Here is a 19,779-nt window from a genome sequence, read left to right on the forward strand (position 1 = left end):
GGGGTCGGGTTCGAATCCATGCGCAACCTTGTTCTTTTGGCCAAAGTGTTATTCAGATAACGGTGCCAAAAAGAGTAGCATGGCGTGTCCAAGCGTTATGTTTCGTAACGTACATTGCGCGCACGATGCTGTTACATGAGCGGGACGGTCTTAACACCGATTTACACCGTTGACCGGGAAATCGCGGCGCATGAACGCAAAACGGGTGCGGAATCGCTTCCGCACCCGTCTTCGGCTTGTATCAGGCAGTTACAAAACCACTACAAATCTTCGCATCACGGCGTGCCGCACAGGCAGTGCGTGACGGCCGCGAAGGGCTTGCGCCCGTCCGCCACGTCCTTGAGCCAGGCCATGTCCTGCGCCACCTGGGCCATCGGGCCGGCCGGGAGCGCTTCTTCCAGCAGGCCGAGCCTGACCTGGATGTTGACCGCCTGCGCGGTCGAGGCGCCCATCATGTTGAGGAAGCGTTCGACGCGGCTGACCGGACGCTCGACGTAGGCCACGCGGTAGTCCTCGCCCAGCTTGGCGCGCTTGGCGGCCGAGGCCAGGGCGTCGCGGTAGCTGCCCAGGCGGTCGACCAGGCCGCGTTCGCGCGCCTGGGCGCCGGTCCAGACCCGGCCCTGCCCCACTTCGTCGATCTTGGCGGCGGTGGTCTTGCGCGCCTGCGCCGCCTTGCTGGTGAACTCGCTGTAGACGTGGTTGATGCTGCTCTGGATCAGCTGCGAGAAGCGCGGATCGATCGGGCGCAGCGGGTTGTAGGCGTCGGCCAGCCAGGTGGTGGTCACGCCCCCCGTATGGATGCCCAGCTTGTCACTCACTTTCTCGGCGGTCGGCAGGATGGTGAACACGCCGATCGAACCGGTGATGGTGGCTGGGTCGGCGATCACTTCGTCGGCTGCCATCGAGATCCAGTAGCCGCCCGATGCCGCCACGCTGCCCATCGACACCACCACCGGCTTGCCGGCGGCGCGCGTGAGTTCCAGCTCGCGCCGGATCAGTTCCGAACCATAGGCGCTGCCGCCGGGCGAATCGACGCGCAGCACGATGGCCTTGATCTGCTCGTCCTCGCGCGCCTGGCGGATCAGGTTGGCGGTAGTGATGCCGCCCACGGTGTTCGGGCCGCTCGTGCCTTCGGTGATGTTGCCGGCGGCAGTGATCACGCCGACCGCATCCCCAAAAGGCTTGGGCTGGTGGCGCGCCAGGTAGTCGTGGTAGCCGACCTGGCGGAAGGACTTGATGCGCTCTTCATACACGCCGCGCTTGACCAGCATGGCGCGGATCTCGTCCTGGGTCTTGAGGCCGTCGACCAGCTTGGCCGCCTGGGCGACCTTGGCCGCGCTGCCGCCCGCCGCTTCCATCTGCTGCGGCAGGGTCTCGATCCATTTGGCGACGCTGCCCGCCGGGAGCTTGCGGTTCTTCTCGACCTGGGCCGTGTAGTCCTGCCACAGGGCGTTGTACAGGAAGCTGTCCGCCTCTTGCGCGGCTTCCGACGGACCGTTGGCGATATACGGTTCGGCGAAGCTTTTATAGGTGCCGACCTTGATCAGGTTGACCGTCACGCCCAGCTTGTCGAGCGCGTCGCGATAATAGTTGCGGCGTCCGCCGAAGCCTTCGATCAGCACCATGCCCATCGGGTGCACGTAGATTTCGTCGGCGTGCGAGGCAACCAGGTAGCGCTTCTGGTCGTAGGTGCCGCCCCAGGCGATCACCTTCTTGCCCGAGGCCTTGACACGGTCGATGGCGGCGCCGATTTCGCGCAGCATGGCCATGCCGCCGCCGTCCATCTGGTCCAGCAGCAGCACCACCGTGCCGATATTCTTGTCCTTGGCGGCCGCATCGAGCACGGTCAGGAGATCGCGCAGGCGCACGCTGCGCTTGCTGTCGCCGCCGACGGTGTCGAGCACCGTGTCCTGGAAGCTGGACTGGTACTGCTCGACCAGGTCACCCTTCAGGTCCAGCACCAGGGCGGTTTTGTCGCCGATCGGCTTGGGGCCGCCCGAGGTCAGGATCATCACGACGATGATCACGAACAGCAGGAACAGCAGGTTCATGAAGGTGCGGCGCGAGACGTCGACCACGCGCCACAGCATGCCGAAACCGCGGCGCAGCGCGCTCAGGGGTTTGAAAGCCATCGAAACTCCGTTGATGAGTAATAAGCCGGCTCAGGCCACGACAGCCGCCGTGCCGGCCTTTTCCTTTTGCGAGATCGCAAACAGGCCGACAAACACGAGTATGCCATTAACCATGAGCAATTCCAGCCCGAGTCGGTAGGAACCGAGCAGGTGTTCCTGATTGTACTCAAGGAGGGCGCAAAGAATCGGTGCGCCGATCGTAATGAACGGCACCAGGCGGTCGGTCAGGGTGCGGCGTGTCAGCATGCCGAAGGCGAACAGGCCCAGCAGCGGACCATAGGTATACGCCGCCAGCTTGAGGATCACGCCGATCATGCTCGGGTTGTCGGCCGCCTTGAAGCCCAGGACGAGGATCAGAAACAGCACCGCGAAGCCGAGGTGCACGCCGCGGCGCAAGCCTTCCTTGCGCGCTTCTGTCAGGTCAGTACGGCGCTTGATGCCCAGCAGGTCGATGCAGGTCGACGAGGTCAGCGCTGTGATTGCGCCGTCGGCGCTGGGGAACAGGGCCGAGATGAGCGCGATCAGGAACACGATCTGCAGCGCCGCCGGCAGGTGGCCCATCACCACGGCCGGGAAGATCTTGTCGCCGCTTGCCGTGACGCCGGCGGTCGGCGCGTACAGGTACAGCAGGCCGCCCAGAAACAAGAAGGAGAGCAGCACCACAACCAGCACCGCGGTCAGGGTCAGCATATTCTTCTGCGAGTCCTTCAGGGTCTTCACCGAGATCGTCTTTTGCATCATTTCCTGGTCCATGCCGGTCATCGTGATCGTGATCAGGGCGCCGGCGACAATCTGCTTGAGCCAGAAGTTGGGGCTGTCCAGGTCGTGCGTGAAGATCCTGGCGAGGCCTTGCGACTGCATCTGGTTCAGGCTTTCCGGCACCGACATGTTCAGTTCGCCCAGCAGGATCCACACGCAGGCGAACAGGCCAAACAGCATGGCGCTGGTCTGCAGGGTGTCGGTCCATACGATGGTTTTCACGCCGCCCTTGTACGTGTAGAGCAGAATCATGCCCAGCACGACGAGGGTGCTGAGCCAGAACGGCACGCCGAGGCTATCGAGGATGATCGCCTGCAGGATGTTCACCACAAGGTACAGGCGCGCGGTGGCGCCGAGCAGGCGCGAGATGATGAAGAAGCCCGCCCCGCTCTGGTAAGCACGCCGGCCGAGGCGGACATCGAGGTAGTAGTAGATCGAGGTCAGCTGCAGGCGGTAGTACAGCGGCAGCAGCAGGTAGGCCACGGCGAGGTAGCCGATCACGTAGCCGATCACGATCTGGGCATAGCCGAAGCCATCGCTGCCTACCGCACCCGGCACGCTCACAAAAGTCACGCCGGACAGCGTGGTGCCGACCATACCGAAGGCGACCAGCATCCAGTTGCTGCTCTTGTTACCGATGAAGAAGCTGTCGTTATTGGCGTTGCGGGAGGTAACCCAGGCGACGCCGAGCAGGAGCGCGAAGTAGCCGATGAGGATAGCGAAGAGGAGTGCCGGGGACATGGAATTCCAGTGCGGTTGTCGTTTCGCCCAGCAATATACACTGAAGACTTGTCACCGGGAACGCCGCAAACGCTGGGCCCCTTATCACTCGGGGTTATGCCCGGCGCTTCAAGCCTCCTCGCCCTGCACCCGCTCGAAAGGTCCGATGCATGTCTGCATGCTCTCATCCGCGCACATCAGGAATAGCGCCTTCGACGGGTGGAAGCGGATGTAGTTGGTCGCCCTGGTGCCGGGCTTCATGACGGCGCCCGCGCAATCCTTCTTGCCGTTGTCCTTGACGATGCGATCATCCAGCCGGTAGAAGCCCTTGGTGCTGGGCTTGGCGGGAATATCGTATTCGCTTTCCGAGACTTCCTCGGCGCTGGTGACCAGCGTGGTGCCGTCGGCGCGGAAACGATAGGTCTCCGAGCAGCCCAGGTCGGGCAGGCTCAGTTTCCAGATGCCGAGGATCGGGTGGTCGGCCGGCGGCGCGGCCTGCGCGCCCGCCATCACGGAAACCAGGAAGGCTCCAGTCAACACTGCGGCAGACACACGCATGGCACGCTCCTTCGCACGTTGCGACAGCCGGGCGGACACCGCGGCCGGCCCGCGCATGCGGACGATGCCATTATTGCATCGGTGGCGCGTGCACGTCGCACGTAGCCGTAGGGGTGGTCGGCTTCGCCGAGCACCCCTACGAATCACTCACCGGTCTTCGGCTTGGCTGGACGGCGGCTGCGCGGCGCGGCCTTGCGTGCCGGCGCCTTGTGGGCCGGACGGGCGGCCTTCTTGCGCGCGGGCTTTGCCTCGTCGTCGCCTGCTGCCTCCGCCTCAGGTGCGTCGGGCGTGAGGTCCGCCATGTCGGCGGCGCTGTCCTGCGCCACGGTCGGAGCGGGCAGTTCGGCTGCCGCTTCCACTGGTGCCTCGGCCGCAGCTTTCTTGGCGGCAGGCTTCCTCGGCGCGCGGCGGCGCTCCTTGACCGGGGCCGGTTCCACAGCGGCTTCTTCGGCCACGACAGCTTCGGCCGGCGCTTCGGCCACCGGCTCCGGCTCGGCCGGCGCTTCCTCGATGACTGGCTGGGCGAGGTCCACGTCCGGCGCGGTCAGTTCGGGCACGCCTGGCGCCGCATCGCGGCCCCTGCCCCCGCGGCCGCCACGGCTGCGGCGGCGCGGCTCCGGCCGGGCTTCCTGCGCTTCTTCTCCACCTTGCTCAGCGCCGACAGCTTCCTCGGCGCCTGCCGTTTCCGGCGCCACCACCAGCTCCGGCGCCGGCATCGCGACCGGGCTCGCTGCGCTGCGGTACACATAGGTGCCGGATTTTTCGTCGCGGCCGAACTCGAACAGGCCGCGGGTCTGGGCTTCTTCCAGCAGGTTGCCGAAGGTGCGGAAGCCGTAATAGGTTTCCGAGAAGTCCGGACGGCGGCGCTTGAGGGTGTCCTTCAGCAGCGAGGCCCAGATCTTGCCGGTGTCGCCGCGTTCGGAGACCAGGGCGTCGAAGGTCTCGACCACCATCTCGAGGGCCTGCACCTTGCGCGCTTCCAGTTCTTCCTTGCGCTTGTCGTCGCTCGGACGGCGCGAGGACGGCTGGCCGCGGCGGGCGTCGAGTTCTTCCTTGCGCTTGGCGGCGGCGCGGTTCTTTTCGCGCACCAGGTCGTCGTAGAAGATGAATTCGTCGCAGTTCGCCACCAGAAGATCAGAGGTGGACTGCTTGACGCCCACGCCGATCACGCGCTTGGCGTTCTCGCGCAGCTTCGACACCAGGGGCGAAAAGTCGGAGTCGCCCGAGATGATGACGAAGGTGTCGACGTGCGCCTTGGTGTAGCACAGGTCGAGGGCATCGACGACCATGCGGATGTCGGCCGAGTTCTTGCCGGACTGGCGCACGTGAGGGATCTCGATCAGCTCGAAGTTCGCTTCGTGCATCGGCGCCTTGAAGGCCTTGTAGCGGTCCCAGTCGCAATAGGCTTTCTTGACCACGATGCTGCCCTTGAGCAGCAGGCGCTCCAGCACCGGCTTGATGTCGAATTTCTCGTAATTGGCGTCACGCACGCCGAGCGCGACGTTTTCGAAGTCGCAGAACACCGCCATGCTGATGTTGTCGGAGGAGGCCATGAATTATTGCTTTCAGATAATAGAAGGACAAACTGACCGGGATTATACGCAACCCGCTTCCGCACCGCCTCACACGCGCCGCACGATACCAAAGGAAATGTGCCATGGGCTGCATTTCGATTTTATAATTGCATCTTTCCACACGGCTGACCCGGAAACGACCCATGCTTTCGCCCTCCGTCTTTGAGTCGGCCTTCAGCAGTTCGCCAGGCGGCGCCTATCTGCTCTCACCTACGCCGGACGCCATCGTCCTGGCCGTCAACGACGCCTTCCTGACAGCCTCGGGGCGCACACGCCAGGACCTGGTGGGCATCAGCCTGTTCGTGGCCTTCCCGGCCGACCCCAACGATCCGCTCGACACCGGCGAGACCGACCTGCGCAACTCGCTCGCGCGGGTATTGGCCACCGGCGGCCCGGACAGCCTGCCCGCGCAGCGCTATCCGATCCCGGTCGAAGGGCCGGATGGCAGCGTCGTGTTCGAGGAACGCTTCTGGAGCGCGGTCAGTACGCCCCTGTTCGGCGAGGATGGCGGCATCGCCTGCATCCTCCACAGCACCAACGACGTCACCGCCCAGGTACGCTCGGAGGCGGCGCTGCGCGAGAGCGAAAAGCGCTACCGGGCCCTGACCACGGCCGGCCAGGTGGTGTACCGGATGAATGCCGACTGGACCGAGATGCACGAACTGGACGGCCGCGGCTTCCTGAAGGACAGCACGGAACCGGAGCCGTTCTGGCTCAACGACTACGTTCCAGAGGACGAGCGGGAACGGGTGTATGCGGCGGTGCGCGAAGCGATCCGCACCGGCAGCGTGTTCGAGCTGGAGCACCGGGTGCGGCGCATCGACGGCAGCGTCGGCTGGGCCCTGTCGCGCGCCGTGCCGATGGCTGACGCCCAGGGCCACGTCTACGAATGGGTGGGCGCCGCCAGCGACATCACCGAGCGCAAGGCGGCTGAAGAAAAGCTGCGCGAGTCGGATCGCCGCAAGGACGAATTCCTGGCGATGCTGGCGCACGAGCTGCGCAATCCGATCGCCCCGATCAGCGCCGCCGCCGCGCTGCTGCAGCGCGTGAAAGCGGACGAGGCCCTGGTGCGCCGCACCAGCGAAATCATCGCGCGCCAGGTCGGGCACATGACGGGACTGATCGACGACCTGCTCGACGTCTCGCGGGTCACGCGCGGACTGGTGGAAATGGAGTGCGCGCCGCTCGACCTGCGCGATGTGCTGCAGGATGCGGTGGAACAGGTCATGCCGCAGGTGGAGGCGCGCCGCCACGCGCTGTCGCTGGCGACCCCACCGGAACCGGTCATGGTCATGGGCGACAAGAAGCGCCTGGTGCAGGTCGTGGCCAACCTCCTCAACAACGCCACCAAGTACACGCCCGAGGGCGGCCGCCTGGAAGTGCGCGGCAGCGCTAGCGGCGGCCATGCCTGCATCGAGGTGCTCGACAACGGCATCGGCATGACGCCGGAACTGACAGGGCGCGTGTTCGACCTGTTCGCCCAGGCCGAGCGCAGCGCCGACCGCTCGCTGGGCGGCCTGGGCCTGGGACTGGCCCTGGTGAAAAGCCTGGTCGAACTGCATGGCGGCGCGGTAGCCTGCACCAGTCCCGGCCTGGGCCTGGGCAGCACCTTCTCGGTCTGCCTGCCCTGCCTCGCCACCGAGAACATGGCCGGCGACCTGTCCGGCGCCCACGATCCGGCCGGCGCCGGCGCTGCCGGCGCACCGCTGCGCGTGCTGGTGGTGGACGACAACGTCGACGCGGCCGTGATGCTGTCGATGGTGCTGGAAGCGTCCGGCCACCAGACCCTGGTCGAGCACGGCGCCCGCGAGGCGCTGGCGCGAGCGCGCGAGGTCGCGCCCCAGGTCTGCCTGCTCGACATCGGCCTGCCCGAGATGGACGGCAAGGAACTGGCGCGCCGCCTGCGCGCCGAGCCGACCACCGCAGGCGCCGTGCTGGTGGCCGTCACCGGCTACGGCCAGGACAGCGAGCGCGAACAGATCATGGCCGCCGGCTTCGACCACCACCTGGTCAAGCCGGTCGACATGGACCGGCTGGGCAGGATCCTGGCGGCGGCGGGTTGAGCATGATGCAGCCGACTCTCAGCTATCTGCACGTGCGTCCGGACGAGGAGCTGCCGCCGCTCGACGCCTATCCGCCCTTCCTGGCCGTGCTGGTCGTCGACGTCGTCTGCGAAGAGATGTGGCGCTGGGAAGCCTGCCGCCGGCTGGCCGCCTCCCAGTGCCGCTACCTGCTGGCCTGGGGCGAACAATGCGAGGACTGGACCGAATCCGCCCTCGATGCCCAGCTCGAAGCCTTCGACTTCGAGGACATCCCGCCCGAGAAACTCCTGATGACCACCTCGCACGAGGACGAAGACCTGGACGAGGTGTTCTGGTTCGCCCGCCACAAGGCACGCCATCCGGCCCTGCAGCTGGCGCAGACGCTGATCATCCACATCGCCGAGCGCGGCCGCAAGGGAGAGATGGAAGCACGCTACGCCGGCGCAGCCTAGAGCAAGGCAAGCGTGTTGCGGTCGGGAGCTCCGTCGAACCAGCGGTCGATACATCCCTGGAATACCGCCTCGTCCGGGGCCACGTCGGCGAACAGGGTCATCGAGGAATGGAACTTCATGTCGTCCGGCGTTCCGAACACGTCCTCGATGGTGTCGGCATCCAGGGCGGCGACGATGCTGGCGCACTCGCGCAGGCGCGCACCCAGCACCGGATGGGCCAGGTAGGCCGCCGCTTCGTCGGCCGAGCGGATCGCGTAGCGCTGCGCCATCTCACTGCGGCCGAGCCCCGCCAGCTGGGGAAATATGAACCACATCCAGTGGCTGCGCTTGCGTCCTGTCCGCAGTTCGGCCACGACCGTGTCGTAAACCGGGTCCTGGGCGTCGACGAAGCGCTGCAGGTCGAATTCGTCCGTCATGATGATTTCCTCCTCCTTCTCGCTTTGGATGCTACCCCGTCGCGATGGTTTGCTAAAGTAGATCCAAAAGGACACACGATTGAATGGACAGCCGCCACCTCCCCCTGCTGCTCGAACGCGAGATGCCATACGGCAAATATCAAGGCCGCAAGATTGCCGACCTGCCCGGCCATTACCTGGGCTGGTTCGCCCGCGAAGGTTTCCCGCGTGGCGAGCTGGGCCAGCTGCTGGCCCTGATGTACGAACTCGACCACAATAACCTGCGCGGCCTGCTCGACCCGCTGCGGACCCGCTGAGGCGGCTCCCGGCGCCCTCATGGAACGCAGTTCCCATGCCGGTCGGCTATACTGGCGCCGGAGCCATTCTTTCGACTTCGATGGATAACGAACCCGATTCCGCGCCACTGGTACTGGTGGTTGAAGACGACGAGCACATCGCCCAGGTATTGCGCTTCATGCTCGAGCGCCAGGGCTACCGCGTCGTCCACCTGGCCGACGGCCGCGCCGCCAGCCAACACATCGCCGCTGCCCCCGCGCGCCCCGACCTGGTCCTGCTGGACGTGATGCTGCCCTACGTCGACGGCTTCGAGCTGGTACGCCTGGCGCGCGAACGCGGCGACTGGGCCGGCGTGCCGATCCTCATGCTCACTGCCAAGAACACCGAGCGCGACACCGTGCGCGCCCTCGACGCCGGCGCCAACGACTTCGTCATCAAGCCTTTCCAGCCGAATGAACTGCTGGCGCGGGTGCGCCGTTTCCTGAAAACGGGCCCATGAACCCGAGCGCCCTCGACGCCGGCGCCAGCAGCAGCTTCGTCACCATTGCGGTGTGGACCGGGGCCATCGCCCTCGGCCTGACCCTGCTGCTCGCGCTGCAGATCGTGTTGCTGCGCATGGCCCTGCGCCGGCGTGAACGGCGCGCCGCCGCCGCCCTGCAGCGCTGGCGTCCGCTGCTGAACCAGGCCATCGTCGGCGAACAACCCGATCTTCCTGCGCTTGCGCCGCGCGAGCGCTTGCCCTTCCTGCACCTGTGGGCGCACCTGCAAGGCTCGCTGCGCGGGGAAGCCAGCGAGGCGCTCAATACGGTGGCGCGCCGGCTCGGCGTCGACAGCCTGGCGCGCGGCATGCTGGCGCGCGGTGCGCGCGACGAACGCCTGCTGGCCAGCCTGGTGCTGGGCCACCTGCGCGACCGCGAGGCCTGGTCCCAGCTGCTGGCGCTGGCGCGCACACCCGACAGCGCGCTCTCGCTCACCGCGCTGTGGGCGCTGGTGCGGGTCGATCCGGACGCCGCGGCCGAGTACCTGACGCCGCTCTTCATCGAACGCGAGGACTGGGCCCTGTCGCACGTGGCCGGGATCCTGCAGCAGGCCAGCAGCCCGGTGGCGCAAGTGCTGGCGCGCCTGTTGCCGCAGCTGGGCGAAGCGCGCCTGCCGCGTGCGCTGCGCATCGCCGAGTCGCTGCGCGTCACGCTGCCGGCCGGGGTGCTGGCGGGGGCGCTGCGCAGCACCTCCAGCGCGGTGGTGATCGCCGCCCTGCGCGGGGTGCGCACGCCCGAGACCCTGCCTGAGGTACGCGCGCTGCTCGGCCACGAGGACTGGCAGGTGCGGGTGCAGGCCGCGCGCGCCCTGGGCCGGGTCGGCGAACGCAGTGACGCCGCGCGCCTCACGCAGCTGCTGGGCGACCCGCAGTGGTGGGTGCGCTACCGCGCGGCCCAGGCCCTGCGCGAGTTGCCGCTGCTCGCGCGCGCCGACCTGGAAGCGGTACGCGCCTCGCTCACCGACCGCTTCGCGCTCGACATGCTGGACCAGGTGCTGGCCGAGGAGGAGGCATGATGGAAGCCAATTGGGGCGGGCTGCTGATCGAGGCCACCACCTGGTTCGTGTTTTGCTATTTCATCGCGCTCAACGGGGGCTACCTGATGCTGAACGCGCTCGCCCTGCGTGCGCTGCGCATCAAGGGCCAGGAACTGTTCATGGCCGAGCTGCCACGCGCCTGGTCGGGCCTGGAGCCGCCGGTGAGCATCCTGGTGCCCGCCTATAACGAGGAAGCGACCATCGCCGCCTCGGTGCGCTCGATGCTGCAGCTGTCCTATGCGGAATTCGAGATCATCGTCGTCAACGACGGCTCGAAAGACGACACGCTGGGCGTCCTGCAGCGCGAGTTCGCCCTGCTGCCCTTCCCCGAAGCCTACCGACGGCAAATTCCGACCGCCGAGGTGCGCCAGGTTTACCGCTCGACCCGCTATCCGAACGTGCGCGTGATCGACAAGCTCAATGGCGGCAAGGCCGATTCATTGAACGCCGCGATCAACGTGGCGCGCTATCCGCTGGTGTGCGGGGTCGATGCCGATTCGATCCTGCAGCGCGACAGCCTGGCCAAGGTCACCGAACCTTTCCTGCGCGACCCCAGCGTGGTGGCGGCCGGCGGCACGGTACGCGTGGCCAACGGCTGCACCGTGAGCGGGGGCTTTCTCACCAGCGTCGGACTGCCGAAGAACATCTGGGCCCTGTTCCAGGTGGTCGAGTACCTGCGCGCCTTCCTGTTCGGGCGACTGGGCTGGTCGGGAATGAACGGCATGCTGATCATCTCGGGCGCCTTCGGCGTGTTCCGCAAGGACACCGTGGTCGAGGTGGGCGGCTACCGCCGCGACACCATCGGCGAAGACATGGAACTGGTGGTGCGCATGCACCGCGTGCTGCGCGCACGGCGCCAGCCCTACCGCATCGAATTCGTTCCCGACCCGGTGTGCTGGACCGAGGCGCCCGAGGACTACCGCACTCTGAAGAACCAGCGCGTGCGCTGGCAGCGCGGCCTGGCCGAGAGCCTGAACGCCAACTGGGGCCTGGTCTTCTCGCGCAACGGCGGCGTGCCGGGCTGGGTGGCCTTTCCCTTCATGCTGCTGTTCGAGTGGCTGGGGCCCGTGATGGAACTGGGCGGCTACGCCTTCATGCTGTGGGCCTACTTTGCAGGCGCCATCTCATGGGAGGCCTTCGGCGCCTTCCTGTTCGTCGCCATCGGGCTCGGCATCCTGTTATCAAGCTCCGGCCTGCTGCTCGAAGAGATGTCCTTCCACATCTACCCGCGCGGCAAGCAGCTCCTGATGCTCGGGGTGGTCGTGGTGCTCGAGAACTTCGGCTACCGCCAGCTCAATTCGGTATGGCGCCTGACCGGCCTGTATCGCTGGGCGATGCAGAAAGAGGCCACCTGGGGCGCGATGCGGCGCAAAGGGACCTGGCAAAGCGGGGCCGGCCAATGAACGCGACGGTGCTCGCTGCTTTCCTGCACCTGTGCCCAGCGTCCAGCGCACCGGCGGGGGCGCCGTCCGCCACCGCCTTCGGCGCCGACGGGAGCGAGCTGCGCTTCGTCGTCAATGCCGCACCAGGCATGCCCGGCTGCCGCTCGCTGGCACTGGGCGCGGCCCAGGTCGAGGCCCTGCAGCTACTGGCGCCCGGCGCCCGCCCGACACGCACCATCCTGCTGCAGGGCGGCGACAGGGATGGCCGCTTCAGCGTCAGCGAGCAGACCCTGGTGCCGGATGGCGGCACCGACACGCCCGCGAAACCGCAGCCGATGTCGCTGCGGACCAACCTGCTCGCAACGATGCAGGCGCGCAGCTACGGCGTCGAGGAACGGGTCGAGGCGAGCCTGGCAGGCGGCCGCCTGCAAATCAGCTGCCGGCCCGGCAGCCGTCCGGCCGGCGTCCTGCTCACCGGCCCCTGGACCATGCCGCGCCTGCGCGCCGTGCTGCGCGCCGGCTTTTCCGGCAAGGGACAGTTCGACTGGCAGGTGGCCGACGCCGCGCAAGCGGCGCGCGAGTCCGGGCTCGACATGGGGCGGATCGCTGCCGGGGGTGCGGGCAGCGCGCGCCTGGCCCTGCCGGCCGGGCTGGATCGCGGCAGCTGGCGCCAGTTCGTGATCGCCTGTCCGGCGGACGGCGGCAGCCTGCGCCTGGATTCGCTCGTGCTGGAGCCGGAAGCGCCCGCCGCGGCGCCCCGCTCCACCTGGATCTGGGACCGCAGCGCCTGGCGCGAGCGCGGCGACGAGCTGCTCGCATGGGCCGCGCGCGAGCGCATCGGCGAGCTGTTCATCGTGGTGCCGCTGGAAGAAGGACGGGTCCAGGAACCGCAAGCGCTGGCGGCATTCGTCCGCCGCGCCGGCCAGCAGGGCGTCAAGGTCAGCGCGGTGGAAGGCGACCCGCACATGGTGCTGCCTTCCCAGCGCGCCGCCACCGCCGCACGCGCCCGCGCCTATGCCGCCTACAACGCGGCGGCCGAACCGCCGGCGCGCCTGGCGGCGATCCAGTTCGACATCGAGCCCTACCTGCTGCCCGAACACGTGCTGCCAGCCGCCCGCCTCGACGAGGAATACGTCGCCACGCTGGCGGCGCTGCGCGAAGCCGCCGGCAGCATGGCGCTGGAATTCGTCGTGCCCTTCTGGTGGGACAATCGCGGCGCGGTCCTGGCGGGCCTGGCCCGCTACGCCGATGCGCTGACGGTGATGGACTACCGCACCGATCCCGAGCAGATCCAGCGCTTCGCCGTCTCTTTCCTCGACTGGGCGGCCGCGCACGGCAAGCGGGCGCGCATCGCACTGGAAGCGGGTCCGCTGCCGCGCGAGACGCAGCGCCGCTACCAGCGCCTGCCCGACGGCAGCGCGGGCGACATGCTGCTCGTCACGCTCGAAGGGCGGCAGCTGCTGGTGCTGCTGCGCCAGCCGCTGGCGCATGCCAGCGCCCAGCCCTACCAGCTGGCAGGCACCCGCGTCATCGACGGCTCGGCCACCACCTTCCATGCCGACAAGGGCGCCTTGCGCGCGCTACTGCCGCGCCTGGAAGCGGACTTCGGCGCCTGGCCTGGTTTCGGCGGGATCGCCCTGCACGAACTGCGCTGACGCTACCCGGCCCGCATGGAAGCGTGAGCTGCGGCCCTGCAGGCTATCTTTCTGCTGGTATCCGCCACTATCATGGCTGATCGCAAAGGAGAACCAATGGCCACGATCCGACGAATCCAGTGGCGCGCGCTGTCGACCGCGCAGGTCGCCGATCGGCAGAAAACGATGGAGGGCAAGCGATGAAGCGTGGACTTTCGCTGCACGAGGCCGAGAAGGCTTTCCGTGGCTTCGGCTGCAGTCACTACCTCATGGGTCGCGAGGACCTCGAGCTCCTAACCGTGTACAAGAACCTGGCGATTTCGAGCGAACAGGAAACCGAATGGACCAAGGCGTCCTTCCGCGAACTCGCCGCCACGCTGGACCAGGCTTCGACGCCCGCCGCGGATCTGTGGTGGAAGCATGCGAGCGCGACGACGCACGCCGAGTCCATCGGGCAGATCGAGGTACTGCGCGAGTTGTACCGGGTGTCGTCGGCGATCCTGCACAAGGTCCCGGACGGCGACTGCATCATGTGCGCCGAAAACATCCTGGCACGCGGCTTCGTGGAGCTGAAACGTGGCGTCGTCTTCCTGGCCTGCTCGCTCGGAGACCCAGCACTGGCCACAGGCTTTCTGCACCTGGCCAGGGCATTTGCAGGCAAATACACTGGCGCCGACCACCAGCGGCTGGAGCAGGCAATGGTGCGGGCGGAAACCATCCACTCGATGATCGTCACCTGAAGCGGCGAAGCCGATGGCCACGACACTGAAGACACTGCTGCGCCTGTGTGCGATCGCTGCCCTGTTGACCTATGCTTCCCTGCTGGTCCCAGGGCGCGCCCTCAACAGCTGCGGCGACATGGGCCCCTGCCCGGTGCTGGCCTATGGCTTCCCTTTGCCCTTCCTGGCCGACAGCCAGGCGATTTCACCGGTCGGTTCGGTCGCCAGGGACCCCTTGTCCCTGCTCATCGGCATCGACGACATCCTGTGGCCGCGCTTCTGGCTTGCCTTCCTGTTCTGGATGCTGCTCACGCTCGCCGCGCGCTGGGCCTGGCGCTGGTGCAAACGGGACTAGCCGACCGCCGCCACTTTCGGCACCGGACGCGCAGGCTGGGGGCCGCCCTTGACCACGGCTACCGGCCCGTCGAACTGGAAGCTGCCCGCCTCGATCAGCTCCCACGCCCCCTCGCCCTTCAGGCTCAGTACATGGGTGTGATGGCGCAGCACGGCAGCGCGGTGCGCGATGCTGATCAGGGTGGCGCCGCCGTCGCGCAGGCGCGCATACAGCGAGGCTTCGTTGCCGCTGTCGAGGGCACTGGTCGCTTCGTCCAGGATGACGATCTTGGGCCGGTGCACCAGCACGCGGGCAAAGGCCAGGCGCTGCTGCTCGCCGACCGACAGCAGCTTTTCCCAGTCCTGCACGGCGTCCAGCCCGCCGACGCGTTCGGCCAGGCGCGGCAGATGGACCTGGTCCAGGATGTCCAGCAGCGTCTCGTCATCCAGTTCGCAGTGGGTGCTTGGATAGACCAGCTGGCTGCGCAGGGTGCCCGACTGCAGGTAGGGCTGCTGGGGCAGGAAGAAGAATTCTTCCAGCGGCGGACGCTGGATCACCCCGCTGCCGCGGTCCCACAAGCCCGCGATCGCGCGCAGCAGCGAACTCTTGCCGCAGCCGCTCTCGCCGGTGATGAGCAGCGCGTCGCCAGGTGTCAAGACCAGGTTCAAATCCTTGACCAGCACCCGCTCCGAGCCCGGCGGATGCAGGGTCACGGCTTCCAGCGCCAGGTGCTCGCCGTCGCGCGTCTGGATGCGCGCCTCCGTCCTGGCGGCTGTCTGCTGCGCTTCCGGCAGCACCAGGCGCGACAAGGCCTGCAGGCGGTCGATGCCCGCCACGAAGCGGCTCAGGCTTTCGAAGTTGTCGACGATGACGCCGACCGCGCTCAAGACCGCGGTGAAGGCGCCGGCCGCCTGCACCGCCCGCCCCACTTCCAGCTCGCCCGACAGCACGCCGCCGGCCAGGATCATGAAGGGCAGCACCAGGGTCAGCTGGCTGAAGGTGCGCTGGAACAGGTTGAGCGAACACTGCTTGCGGATCAGCTTCGCGAAATTGCGGAACACCTTGTCGAAGCGGCTGTCGATGTGGGCGCGCTCCTGGGCTTCGCCGCGGTAGAAGGCGATCGATTCCGCATTCTCGCGCAAGCGCATCAGGCTGAAGCGGAAATCCGCTTCGCGCCGCAGCTGCCAGAAATTCAGGTGGATCAGCGGGTTGCCGAAGACGACCAGGGCCACCACGGTGCCCACCAGCGCATACACCGCCAGCACGCCCACCAGCAGGTGGGAGATCGACCACAGCACGGCGCTGAAGGCCACCAGCTGCATGATCGAACCGAGGAAAATCAACAGGAAGTGGATCGACCTGCCGGTGAAGGTGTTGATGTCTTCGCTGATGCGCTGGTCCGGGTTGTCGATCTCGCTGTCGGCGCCCAGCTGGTAATACTTGCGCCCGCCCAGGTAGCCGTCGAGGAAGCGGCCGGTGAGCCAGCGTCGCCACTGGTTGGCGAACTGGTCGCGCATGAAGTAGTAGAAGGCATAGGTCGGCACCGCGAAGGCCAGCACCATCAGGCAGGCCCGCACCGAAGTCCAGAAGCGGTCGGCATTCCTGCTTGCCAGCGCCGAGGTCATTTCGCCGGTCTGGTTGTTGAGCATGACCGCCAGCTTGGTCTCGACCAGCATCAGGACGATCAGGAGCAGCAGCAGGCTCCAGGCCTTTTTCCTGTCGCTCCCCAGCCAGTAGGGCTTGGCGACATTGATAAACTGCTTCCAGGCAGTGAGCGACAGGCCGGCGGCCCGGCGTTTCTTCTGCGGCGCCGGCGAGGTGTCGTCGCGGGCGGCATCAACAGTGGCGGGGATCGGCGTTTTCATGGTGGTCGTGTCCTGCATGAGTCACAGCCCAAGCATACGACCAGGAACAAGGCTGTTCAGTGCGGAAACAGACATAGCGCCCGGCGCGCCCGCCTTTGTCCCGCGATGTTCAGGCAGTCGCCGCGACGGGCAACTCGATGACGAAGCGCGTGCCGCGCCCCGGCGCCGTAGTAAAACCGATGCTGCCGCCGTGTTCCTCGATGATCGCCTTGCTGATTGCCAGTCCCAGGCCGGTGCCGCCGCGCGTGCGCGAATCGGCGCCGTCGGCCTGGGCGAAGCGCTGAAACACGCGCGCCTGGAATGCCGGCGCAATGCCCGGCCCCTCGTCCAGCACGCTCAGGCGCAGCGTGTCCGCCGTGCGCGCCAGGCCCAGGGTCACGCTCTTGCCGGCGGGCGTGAACTTGATGGCGTTCGACAGCAGGTTGGTCAGCACCTGTTCCATGCGGTCCGGATCGATGCTGGCCGCGAGCCCTGCCGCGCCGGCGTCCCAGTCGCGCCGCAGGATCACGGCCGCCTGGCGCGCCTGCCCTTCCATCGCCGCCAGCGCGCGTTCGAACACCGGCAGCAGGGGCTGGGGCGTGTGCTGGAAGTGCATCTGGCCGGCCTCGATCTTCTGGATGTCGAGCAGGTCGTTCACCATGCGTACCAGCCGCTCGCTGCTCTGGCTGGCGATGGCGATGAGGCGCGCGGCGTCCGGCGGCAGATCGCCGGCCATGCCGTCGGCCAGCATGGACAGCGAAGCCTGGATCGAGGTCAGCGGGGTGCGCAGCTCGTGCGAAACGGTGGCGACGAATTCGTTCTTCATCTGCTCGACCCGCTTGCGCCCGGAGATATCGTGCAGGAAGACGCTGAAGAAGGCATCCTCGCCCTGCCCCGCCAGGGTGGCCGTCATCTCGATGGTGAACTCGCGCCCATGGCGGTCGATAACCTCGCGCTCCAGGCGCTGCTCCAGCATGGCCAGCTGGCCGGTCTGGCGGAAGGCATGCAGGGCTCCGTTCAGGCTGGCGCGGTAGCGCTCCGGCAGCACCAGCTCGGACAGCGGCCAGCCGACCGCTTCCTGGCGCCGCCAGCCGAACATGCGCTCGGCCGCGCGGTTCCAGTCGAGGATCATGCCGCGCTGGTCGACCGCGATGTAGGCATCCTGGGCGGCGTCGACGATCGCGTTGATGCGCTGTTCGCTGGCCTGCACCGAGGCCAGGGCGCGTTCCAGTTCGCGCGTGCGTTCCTCGACGCGCTGCTCGAGCGTGGCGTTCAGGTCGCGCAGTTCGGCGCGCTGGCGCACCAGGTCGCTCACCAGGTGGTTCAGGGTGCCGGACAGCGCCTGCACCTCGTAATAATCCTTCGCGTTGGGCACCAGCTGGACCGCTTCGCCGCGTCGCAGGCGTTCGGCCGACTCGGCCAGGGCGCCGAGCGGACGGGTGATGCGGCGCGCCACCAGCAAGCCGGCCAGCGAGAACACGACCGCCAGCGCGGCGCCACTCCACAGCGCCTGTTCGCGCAGGCGCCGCACCGGGGCGTAGGCGTCGTCGATGTCCTGGCGCACCAGCACGGTCCAGCCCAGACCCGGATACATGCGCCGCCCGACCGTGGCGCCATAGCCCACCAGGTAGGAGACGCCATCGTCCCACTGCTCGACGCGGTAGCCGGTGCGCTTCTGCTGGGCCAGGCGCAGGCTTTCGGTGGAGATCTTCTTGCCCTGCAGGCCGGGCGGCCCGAGCAGGACGACACCCTGCCGGCTGACGATCAGCGCCTGCACCCGCCCCCGTTCCTGCACCGGCGCGATGATCGAACGCTCGACGTCGCGCGCCCATTGCCAGGACAGGTGCACGCCCAGCACGCCCGCGGTCTTGCCGTTCAGGTCCTGGAAGGGAAAGGCGACGTCGACGAAGCGGCGCGGTTCGCCGTTTTCGTTCGGCAGCAGCCTGGCCAGCTTGACCGCCTCGTGCACGTCGCCCACGTGCACATCCTCGAGCGCATTCCTGAACCAGGGGCGCTGCGAGACGTCGACGCCTTCCAGCAGGCCGCGCGCCTCGACGATGACCCTGCCATCGAGGGCGGTGAGGCCGATCCAGTCGTAATAGCCATAGGTTTCGCGCATGTCGGCCAGGATGCGGCGCCGTTCGGCGGGCGGCGTACCCGGGTCGCGCAGGTCGCGCCGGCCGGCCATCAGGCTGACCTCGCGATAGCGTTCGAACATGCCGCGGTCGAGCTTGTCGGCAGTCTGGCGCGCCAGCTCGCCCAGGCCGTGGCCGATGCTGTCCTTGACCTGCTCGGTCGAGGAGCGCTCCACCACCTGTACCAGCAGCAGGGTCAGGACCACGGTCAGCAGCGAAAAGGCCAGCGCCAGCCAGGCGCCGAGGCCGCGCCTGCGCCGCTGGGTTGTCGGTGTGGAAATTGTGTCCATGCTGCGTTTGCTCCGAAACAGTTACCACAGCGTAACACACCGCGGTGAGGGGCGGGAGGGGTTCCGCACGGCCCTGTCGGATTTCCGGTAAACTACACCGTTACTGTTACACGCTTCAACGACGAGAAACGCCATGCCTGCCAGTGCCACCCAAGCCACCAACGACCAGCTGCTCGACTACGTTACTTCGTGCGCCCTGCCGACGCCGTGGGCGCAGTTCACGCTGCACGCCTTCACCGAGCACAGCACAGGCAAAGAGCACCTGGCGATGGTGCTGGGCGACATTGGCGACGGCGAGCCGGTGCTGGCGCGCGTACATTCGGAATGCCTGACCGGCGACGTGCTGTTCTCGCAGCGCTGCGACTGCGGCGCCCAGCTCGAAGGCGCGCTGCAGCGCATCGCCGAGGAGGGCCGCGGCATCCTGCTCTACCTGCGCCAGGAAGGACGCGGCATTGGCCTGGTCAACAAGATCCGCGCCTACCGCCTGCAGGAAGCCGGCGCCGACACGGTCGAGGCCAACCTGCAGCTGGGCTTCCATGCCGACGCCCGCAACTATGAACTGTGCAAACCGATGCTGGAACAGTTCGGCGTGCGCTCGCTGCGCCTGATGACCAACAACCCCCGCAAGATCGATGCCCTCACCCGCCTCGGCATCGAGGTGGCCGAGCGCGTGCCGCTGCTGGTCAACCGCAACGCCTTCAACAACAGCTACCTGAACACCAAGCAGGCCAAGCTGGGGCACATGATGGGTCCTGTCGAGGCCCCCGCCGACGCAGGCTGATTTCGTAGGGTGGGCGGCTATGCCGCCCACGCGGTGATCGTAGGCGGCGTCGCTTCCGTGCCGGATGATCTTGCTGCTATTTATCACCGCGTGGGCGGGAAACCCGCCCACCCTACCGCGCGCGCGGGCCGGCGATCCGGTGGCAAGATAGTGCTT

The 19,779-nt window shown here is 67.4% G+C and carries 17 protein-coding genes; 10 read left to right on the forward strand and 7 right to left on the reverse strand.

Going from position 1 to position 19,779, the window contains the following annotated elements:
- Positions 1–275: 275 nt before the first annotated feature.
- From sppA to LK539_RS00020, 4 genes are all read right to left on the reverse strand, one after another.
- Positions 276–2,132, reverse strand: coding sequence for a signal peptide peptidase SppA (sppA, locus tag LK539_RS00005; protein WP_227798841.1), 1,857 nt, complete (start codon positions 2,130–2,132; stop codon positions 276–278).
- 30 nt (positions 2,133–2,162) lie between these two features.
- Complete coding sequence (locus LK539_RS00010; protein WP_227798842.1) at positions 2,163–3,632, reverse strand: sodium:solute symporter; 1,470 nt, start codon at positions 3,630–3,632, stop codon at positions 2,163–2,165.
- Between the two features lie 108 nt (positions 3,633–3,740).
- Complete coding sequence (locus tag LK539_RS00015) at positions 3,741–4,169, reverse strand: hypothetical protein (protein WP_227798843.1); 429 nt, start codon at positions 4,167–4,169, stop codon at positions 3,741–3,743.
- A gap of 143 nt (positions 4,170–4,312) precedes the next feature.
- A complete protein-coding gene (locus LK539_RS00020; RefSeq protein ID WP_227798844.1) occupies positions 4,313–5,722 on the reverse strand; it encodes an NYN domain-containing protein in 1,410 nt (469 codons plus the stop codon).
- 164 nt (positions 5,723–5,886) lie between these two features.
- On the opposite strand from LK539_RS00020, the gene LK539_RS00025 reads away from it, so the two are divergent.
- Positions 5,887–7,806, forward strand: coding sequence for an ATP-binding protein (locus LK539_RS00025; protein WP_227798845.1), 1,920 nt, complete (start codon positions 5,887–5,889; stop codon positions 7,804–7,806).
- Between the two features lie 2 nt (positions 7,807–7,808).
- Positions 7,809–8,237 carry a hypothetical protein gene (locus LK539_RS00030; RefSeq protein WP_227798846.1) on the forward strand — a complete coding sequence of 143 codons (429 nt, stop codon included), beginning with the start codon at positions 7,809–7,811 and terminating at the stop codon, positions 8,235–8,237.
- Here LK539_RS00030 and LK539_RS00035 read toward each other — a convergent pair.
- Positions 8,234–8,653, reverse strand: coding sequence for a DUF1810 domain-containing protein (locus LK539_RS00035; protein ID WP_227798847.1), 420 nt, complete (start codon positions 8,651–8,653; stop codon positions 8,234–8,236). The genes LK539_RS00030 and LK539_RS00035 overlap by 4 nt on opposite strands.
- Positions 8,654–8,736: 83 nt before the next feature.
- Here LK539_RS00035 and LK539_RS00040 point away from each other — a divergent pair, with 83 nt between their 5' ends.
- The 7 genes from LK539_RS00040 (at position 8,737) to LK539_RS00070 (ending at position 14,594) form a co-directional block, all read left to right on the forward strand.
- Positions 8,737–8,949 carry a DUF3820 family protein gene (locus tag LK539_RS00040; protein WP_227798848.1) on the forward strand — a complete coding sequence of 71 codons (213 nt, stop codon included), beginning with the start codon at positions 8,737–8,739 and terminating at the stop codon, positions 8,947–8,949.
- 80 nt (positions 8,950–9,029) lie between these two features.
- On the forward strand, positions 9,030–9,428 hold the full coding sequence (locus LK539_RS00045; RefSeq protein WP_227798849.1) for a response regulator transcription factor: 399 nt from the start codon (positions 9,030–9,032) through the stop codon (positions 9,426–9,428).
- Complete coding sequence (locus LK539_RS00050; protein WP_227798850.1) at positions 9,425–10,483, forward strand: HEAT repeat domain-containing protein; 1,059 nt, start codon at positions 9,425–9,427, stop codon at positions 10,481–10,483. The genes LK539_RS00045 and LK539_RS00050 overlap by 4 nt, the downstream gene beginning before the upstream one ends.
- Positions 10,480–11,907 (forward strand): glycosyltransferase family 2 protein, encoded by a 1,428-nt coding sequence (locus LK539_RS00055; RefSeq protein ID WP_227798851.1) that lies wholly within the window; start codon positions 10,480–10,482, stop codon positions 11,905–11,907. The genes LK539_RS00050 and LK539_RS00055 overlap by 4 nt, the downstream gene beginning before the upstream one ends.
- Complete coding sequence (locus LK539_RS00060; protein ID WP_227798852.1) at positions 11,904–13,541, forward strand: hypothetical protein; 1,638 nt, start codon at positions 11,904–11,906, stop codon at positions 13,539–13,541. Before LK539_RS00055 ends, LK539_RS00060 begins: the two co-directional genes overlap by 4 nt.
- A 179-nt stretch (positions 13,542–13,720) precedes the next feature.
- Positions 13,721–14,260 (forward strand): hypothetical protein, encoded by a 540-nt coding sequence (locus tag LK539_RS00065; RefSeq protein WP_227798853.1) that lies wholly within the window; start codon positions 13,721–13,723, stop codon positions 14,258–14,260.
- A gap of 13 nt (positions 14,261–14,273) precedes the next feature.
- Entirely contained in the window at positions 14,274–14,594 is a 321-nt protein-coding gene (locus LK539_RS00070) for a hypothetical protein (protein WP_227798854.1), read from the forward strand.
- Here the strand turns inward: LK539_RS00070 and LK539_RS00075 are convergent.
- Together LK539_RS00075 and LK539_RS00080 are read right to left on the reverse strand one after the other, a co-directional pair.
- Entirely contained in the window at positions 14,591–16,438 is a 1,848-nt protein-coding gene (locus LK539_RS00075) for an ABC transporter ATP-binding protein/permease (RefSeq protein WP_227798855.1), read from the reverse strand. The genes LK539_RS00070 and LK539_RS00075 overlap by 4 nt on opposite strands.
- Positions 16,439–16,547: 109 nt before the next feature.
- On the reverse strand, positions 16,548–18,842 hold the full coding sequence (locus LK539_RS00080; protein WP_227798856.1) for an ATP-binding protein: 2,295 nt from the start codon (positions 18,840–18,842) through the stop codon (positions 16,548–16,550).
- A gap of 133 nt (positions 18,843–18,975) precedes the next feature.
- Here LK539_RS00080 and ribA point away from each other — a divergent pair, with 133 nt between their 5' ends.
- A complete protein-coding gene (ribA, locus tag LK539_RS00085) occupies positions 18,976–19,623 on the forward strand; it encodes a GTP cyclohydrolase II (protein ID WP_227798857.1) in 648 nt (215 codons plus the stop codon).
- Positions 19,624–19,779 lie beyond the last annotated feature (156 nt).

This window comes from Massilia sp. IC2-476 (assembly GCF_020707295.1).
GTDB lineage: Bacteria > Pseudomonadota > Gammaproteobacteria > Burkholderiales > Burkholderiaceae_D > Telluria.

What these genes read in the sequence shown, in the direction of transcription:
- sppA (WP_227798841.1), bottom strand. Translation starts at nt 2,132, where the DNA reads ATGGCTTTCAAACCCCTGAGCGCGCTGCGCCGCGGTTTCGGCATGCTG.
- LK539_RS00010 (WP_227798842.1), bottom strand. Translation starts at nt 3,632, where the DNA reads ATGTCCCCGGCACTCCTCTTCGCTATCCTCATCGGCTACTTCGCGCTC.
- LK539_RS00015 (WP_227798843.1), bottom strand. Translation starts at nt 4,169, where the DNA reads ATGCGTGTGTCTGCCGCAGTGTTGACTGGAGCCTTCCTGGTTTCCGTG.
- LK539_RS00020 (WP_227798844.1), bottom strand. Translation starts at nt 5,722, where the DNA reads ATGGCCTCCTCCGACAACATCAGCATGGCGGTGTTCTGCGACTTCGAA.
- LK539_RS00025 (WP_227798845.1), top strand. Translation starts at nt 5,887, where the DNA reads ATGCTTTCGCCCTCCGTCTTTGAGTCGGCCTTCAGCAGTTCGCCAGGC.
- LK539_RS00030 (WP_227798846.1), top strand. Translation starts at nt 7,809, where the DNA reads ATGATGCAGCCGACTCTCAGCTATCTGCACGTGCGTCCGGACGAGGAG.
- LK539_RS00035 (WP_227798847.1), bottom strand. Translation starts at nt 8,653, where the DNA reads ATGACGGACGAATTCGACCTGCAGCGCTTCGTCGACGCCCAGGACCCG.
- LK539_RS00040 (WP_227798848.1), top strand. Translation starts at nt 8,737, where the DNA reads ATGGACAGCCGCCACCTCCCCCTGCTGCTCGAACGCGAGATGCCATAC.
- LK539_RS00045 (WP_227798849.1), top strand. Translation starts at nt 9,030, where the DNA reads ATGGATAACGAACCCGATTCCGCGCCACTGGTACTGGTGGTTGAAGAC.
- LK539_RS00050 (WP_227798850.1), top strand. Translation starts at nt 9,425, where the DNA reads ATGAACCCGAGCGCCCTCGACGCCGGCGCCAGCAGCAGCTTCGTCACC.
- LK539_RS00055 (WP_227798851.1), top strand. Translation starts at nt 10,480, where the DNA reads ATGATGGAAGCCAATTGGGGCGGGCTGCTGATCGAGGCCACCACCTGG.
- LK539_RS00060 (WP_227798852.1), top strand. Translation starts at nt 11,904, where the DNA reads ATGAACGCGACGGTGCTCGCTGCTTTCCTGCACCTGTGCCCAGCGTCC.
- LK539_RS00065 (WP_227798853.1), top strand. Translation starts at nt 13,721, where the DNA reads ATGAAGCGTGGACTTTCGCTGCACGAGGCCGAGAAGGCTTTCCGTGGC.
- LK539_RS00070 (WP_227798854.1), top strand. Translation starts at nt 14,274, where the DNA reads ATGGCCACGACACTGAAGACACTGCTGCGCCTGTGTGCGATCGCTGCC.
- LK539_RS00075 (WP_227798855.1), bottom strand. Translation starts at nt 16,438, where the DNA reads ATGAAAACGCCGATCCCCGCCACTGTTGATGCCGCCCGCGACGACACC.
- LK539_RS00080 (WP_227798856.1), bottom strand. Translation starts at nt 18,842, where the DNA reads ATGGACACAATTTCCACACCGACAACCCAGCGGCGCAGGCGCGGCCTC.
- ribA (WP_227798857.1), top strand. Translation starts at nt 18,976, where the DNA reads ATGCCTGCCAGTGCCACCCAAGCCACCAACGACCAGCTGCTCGACTAC.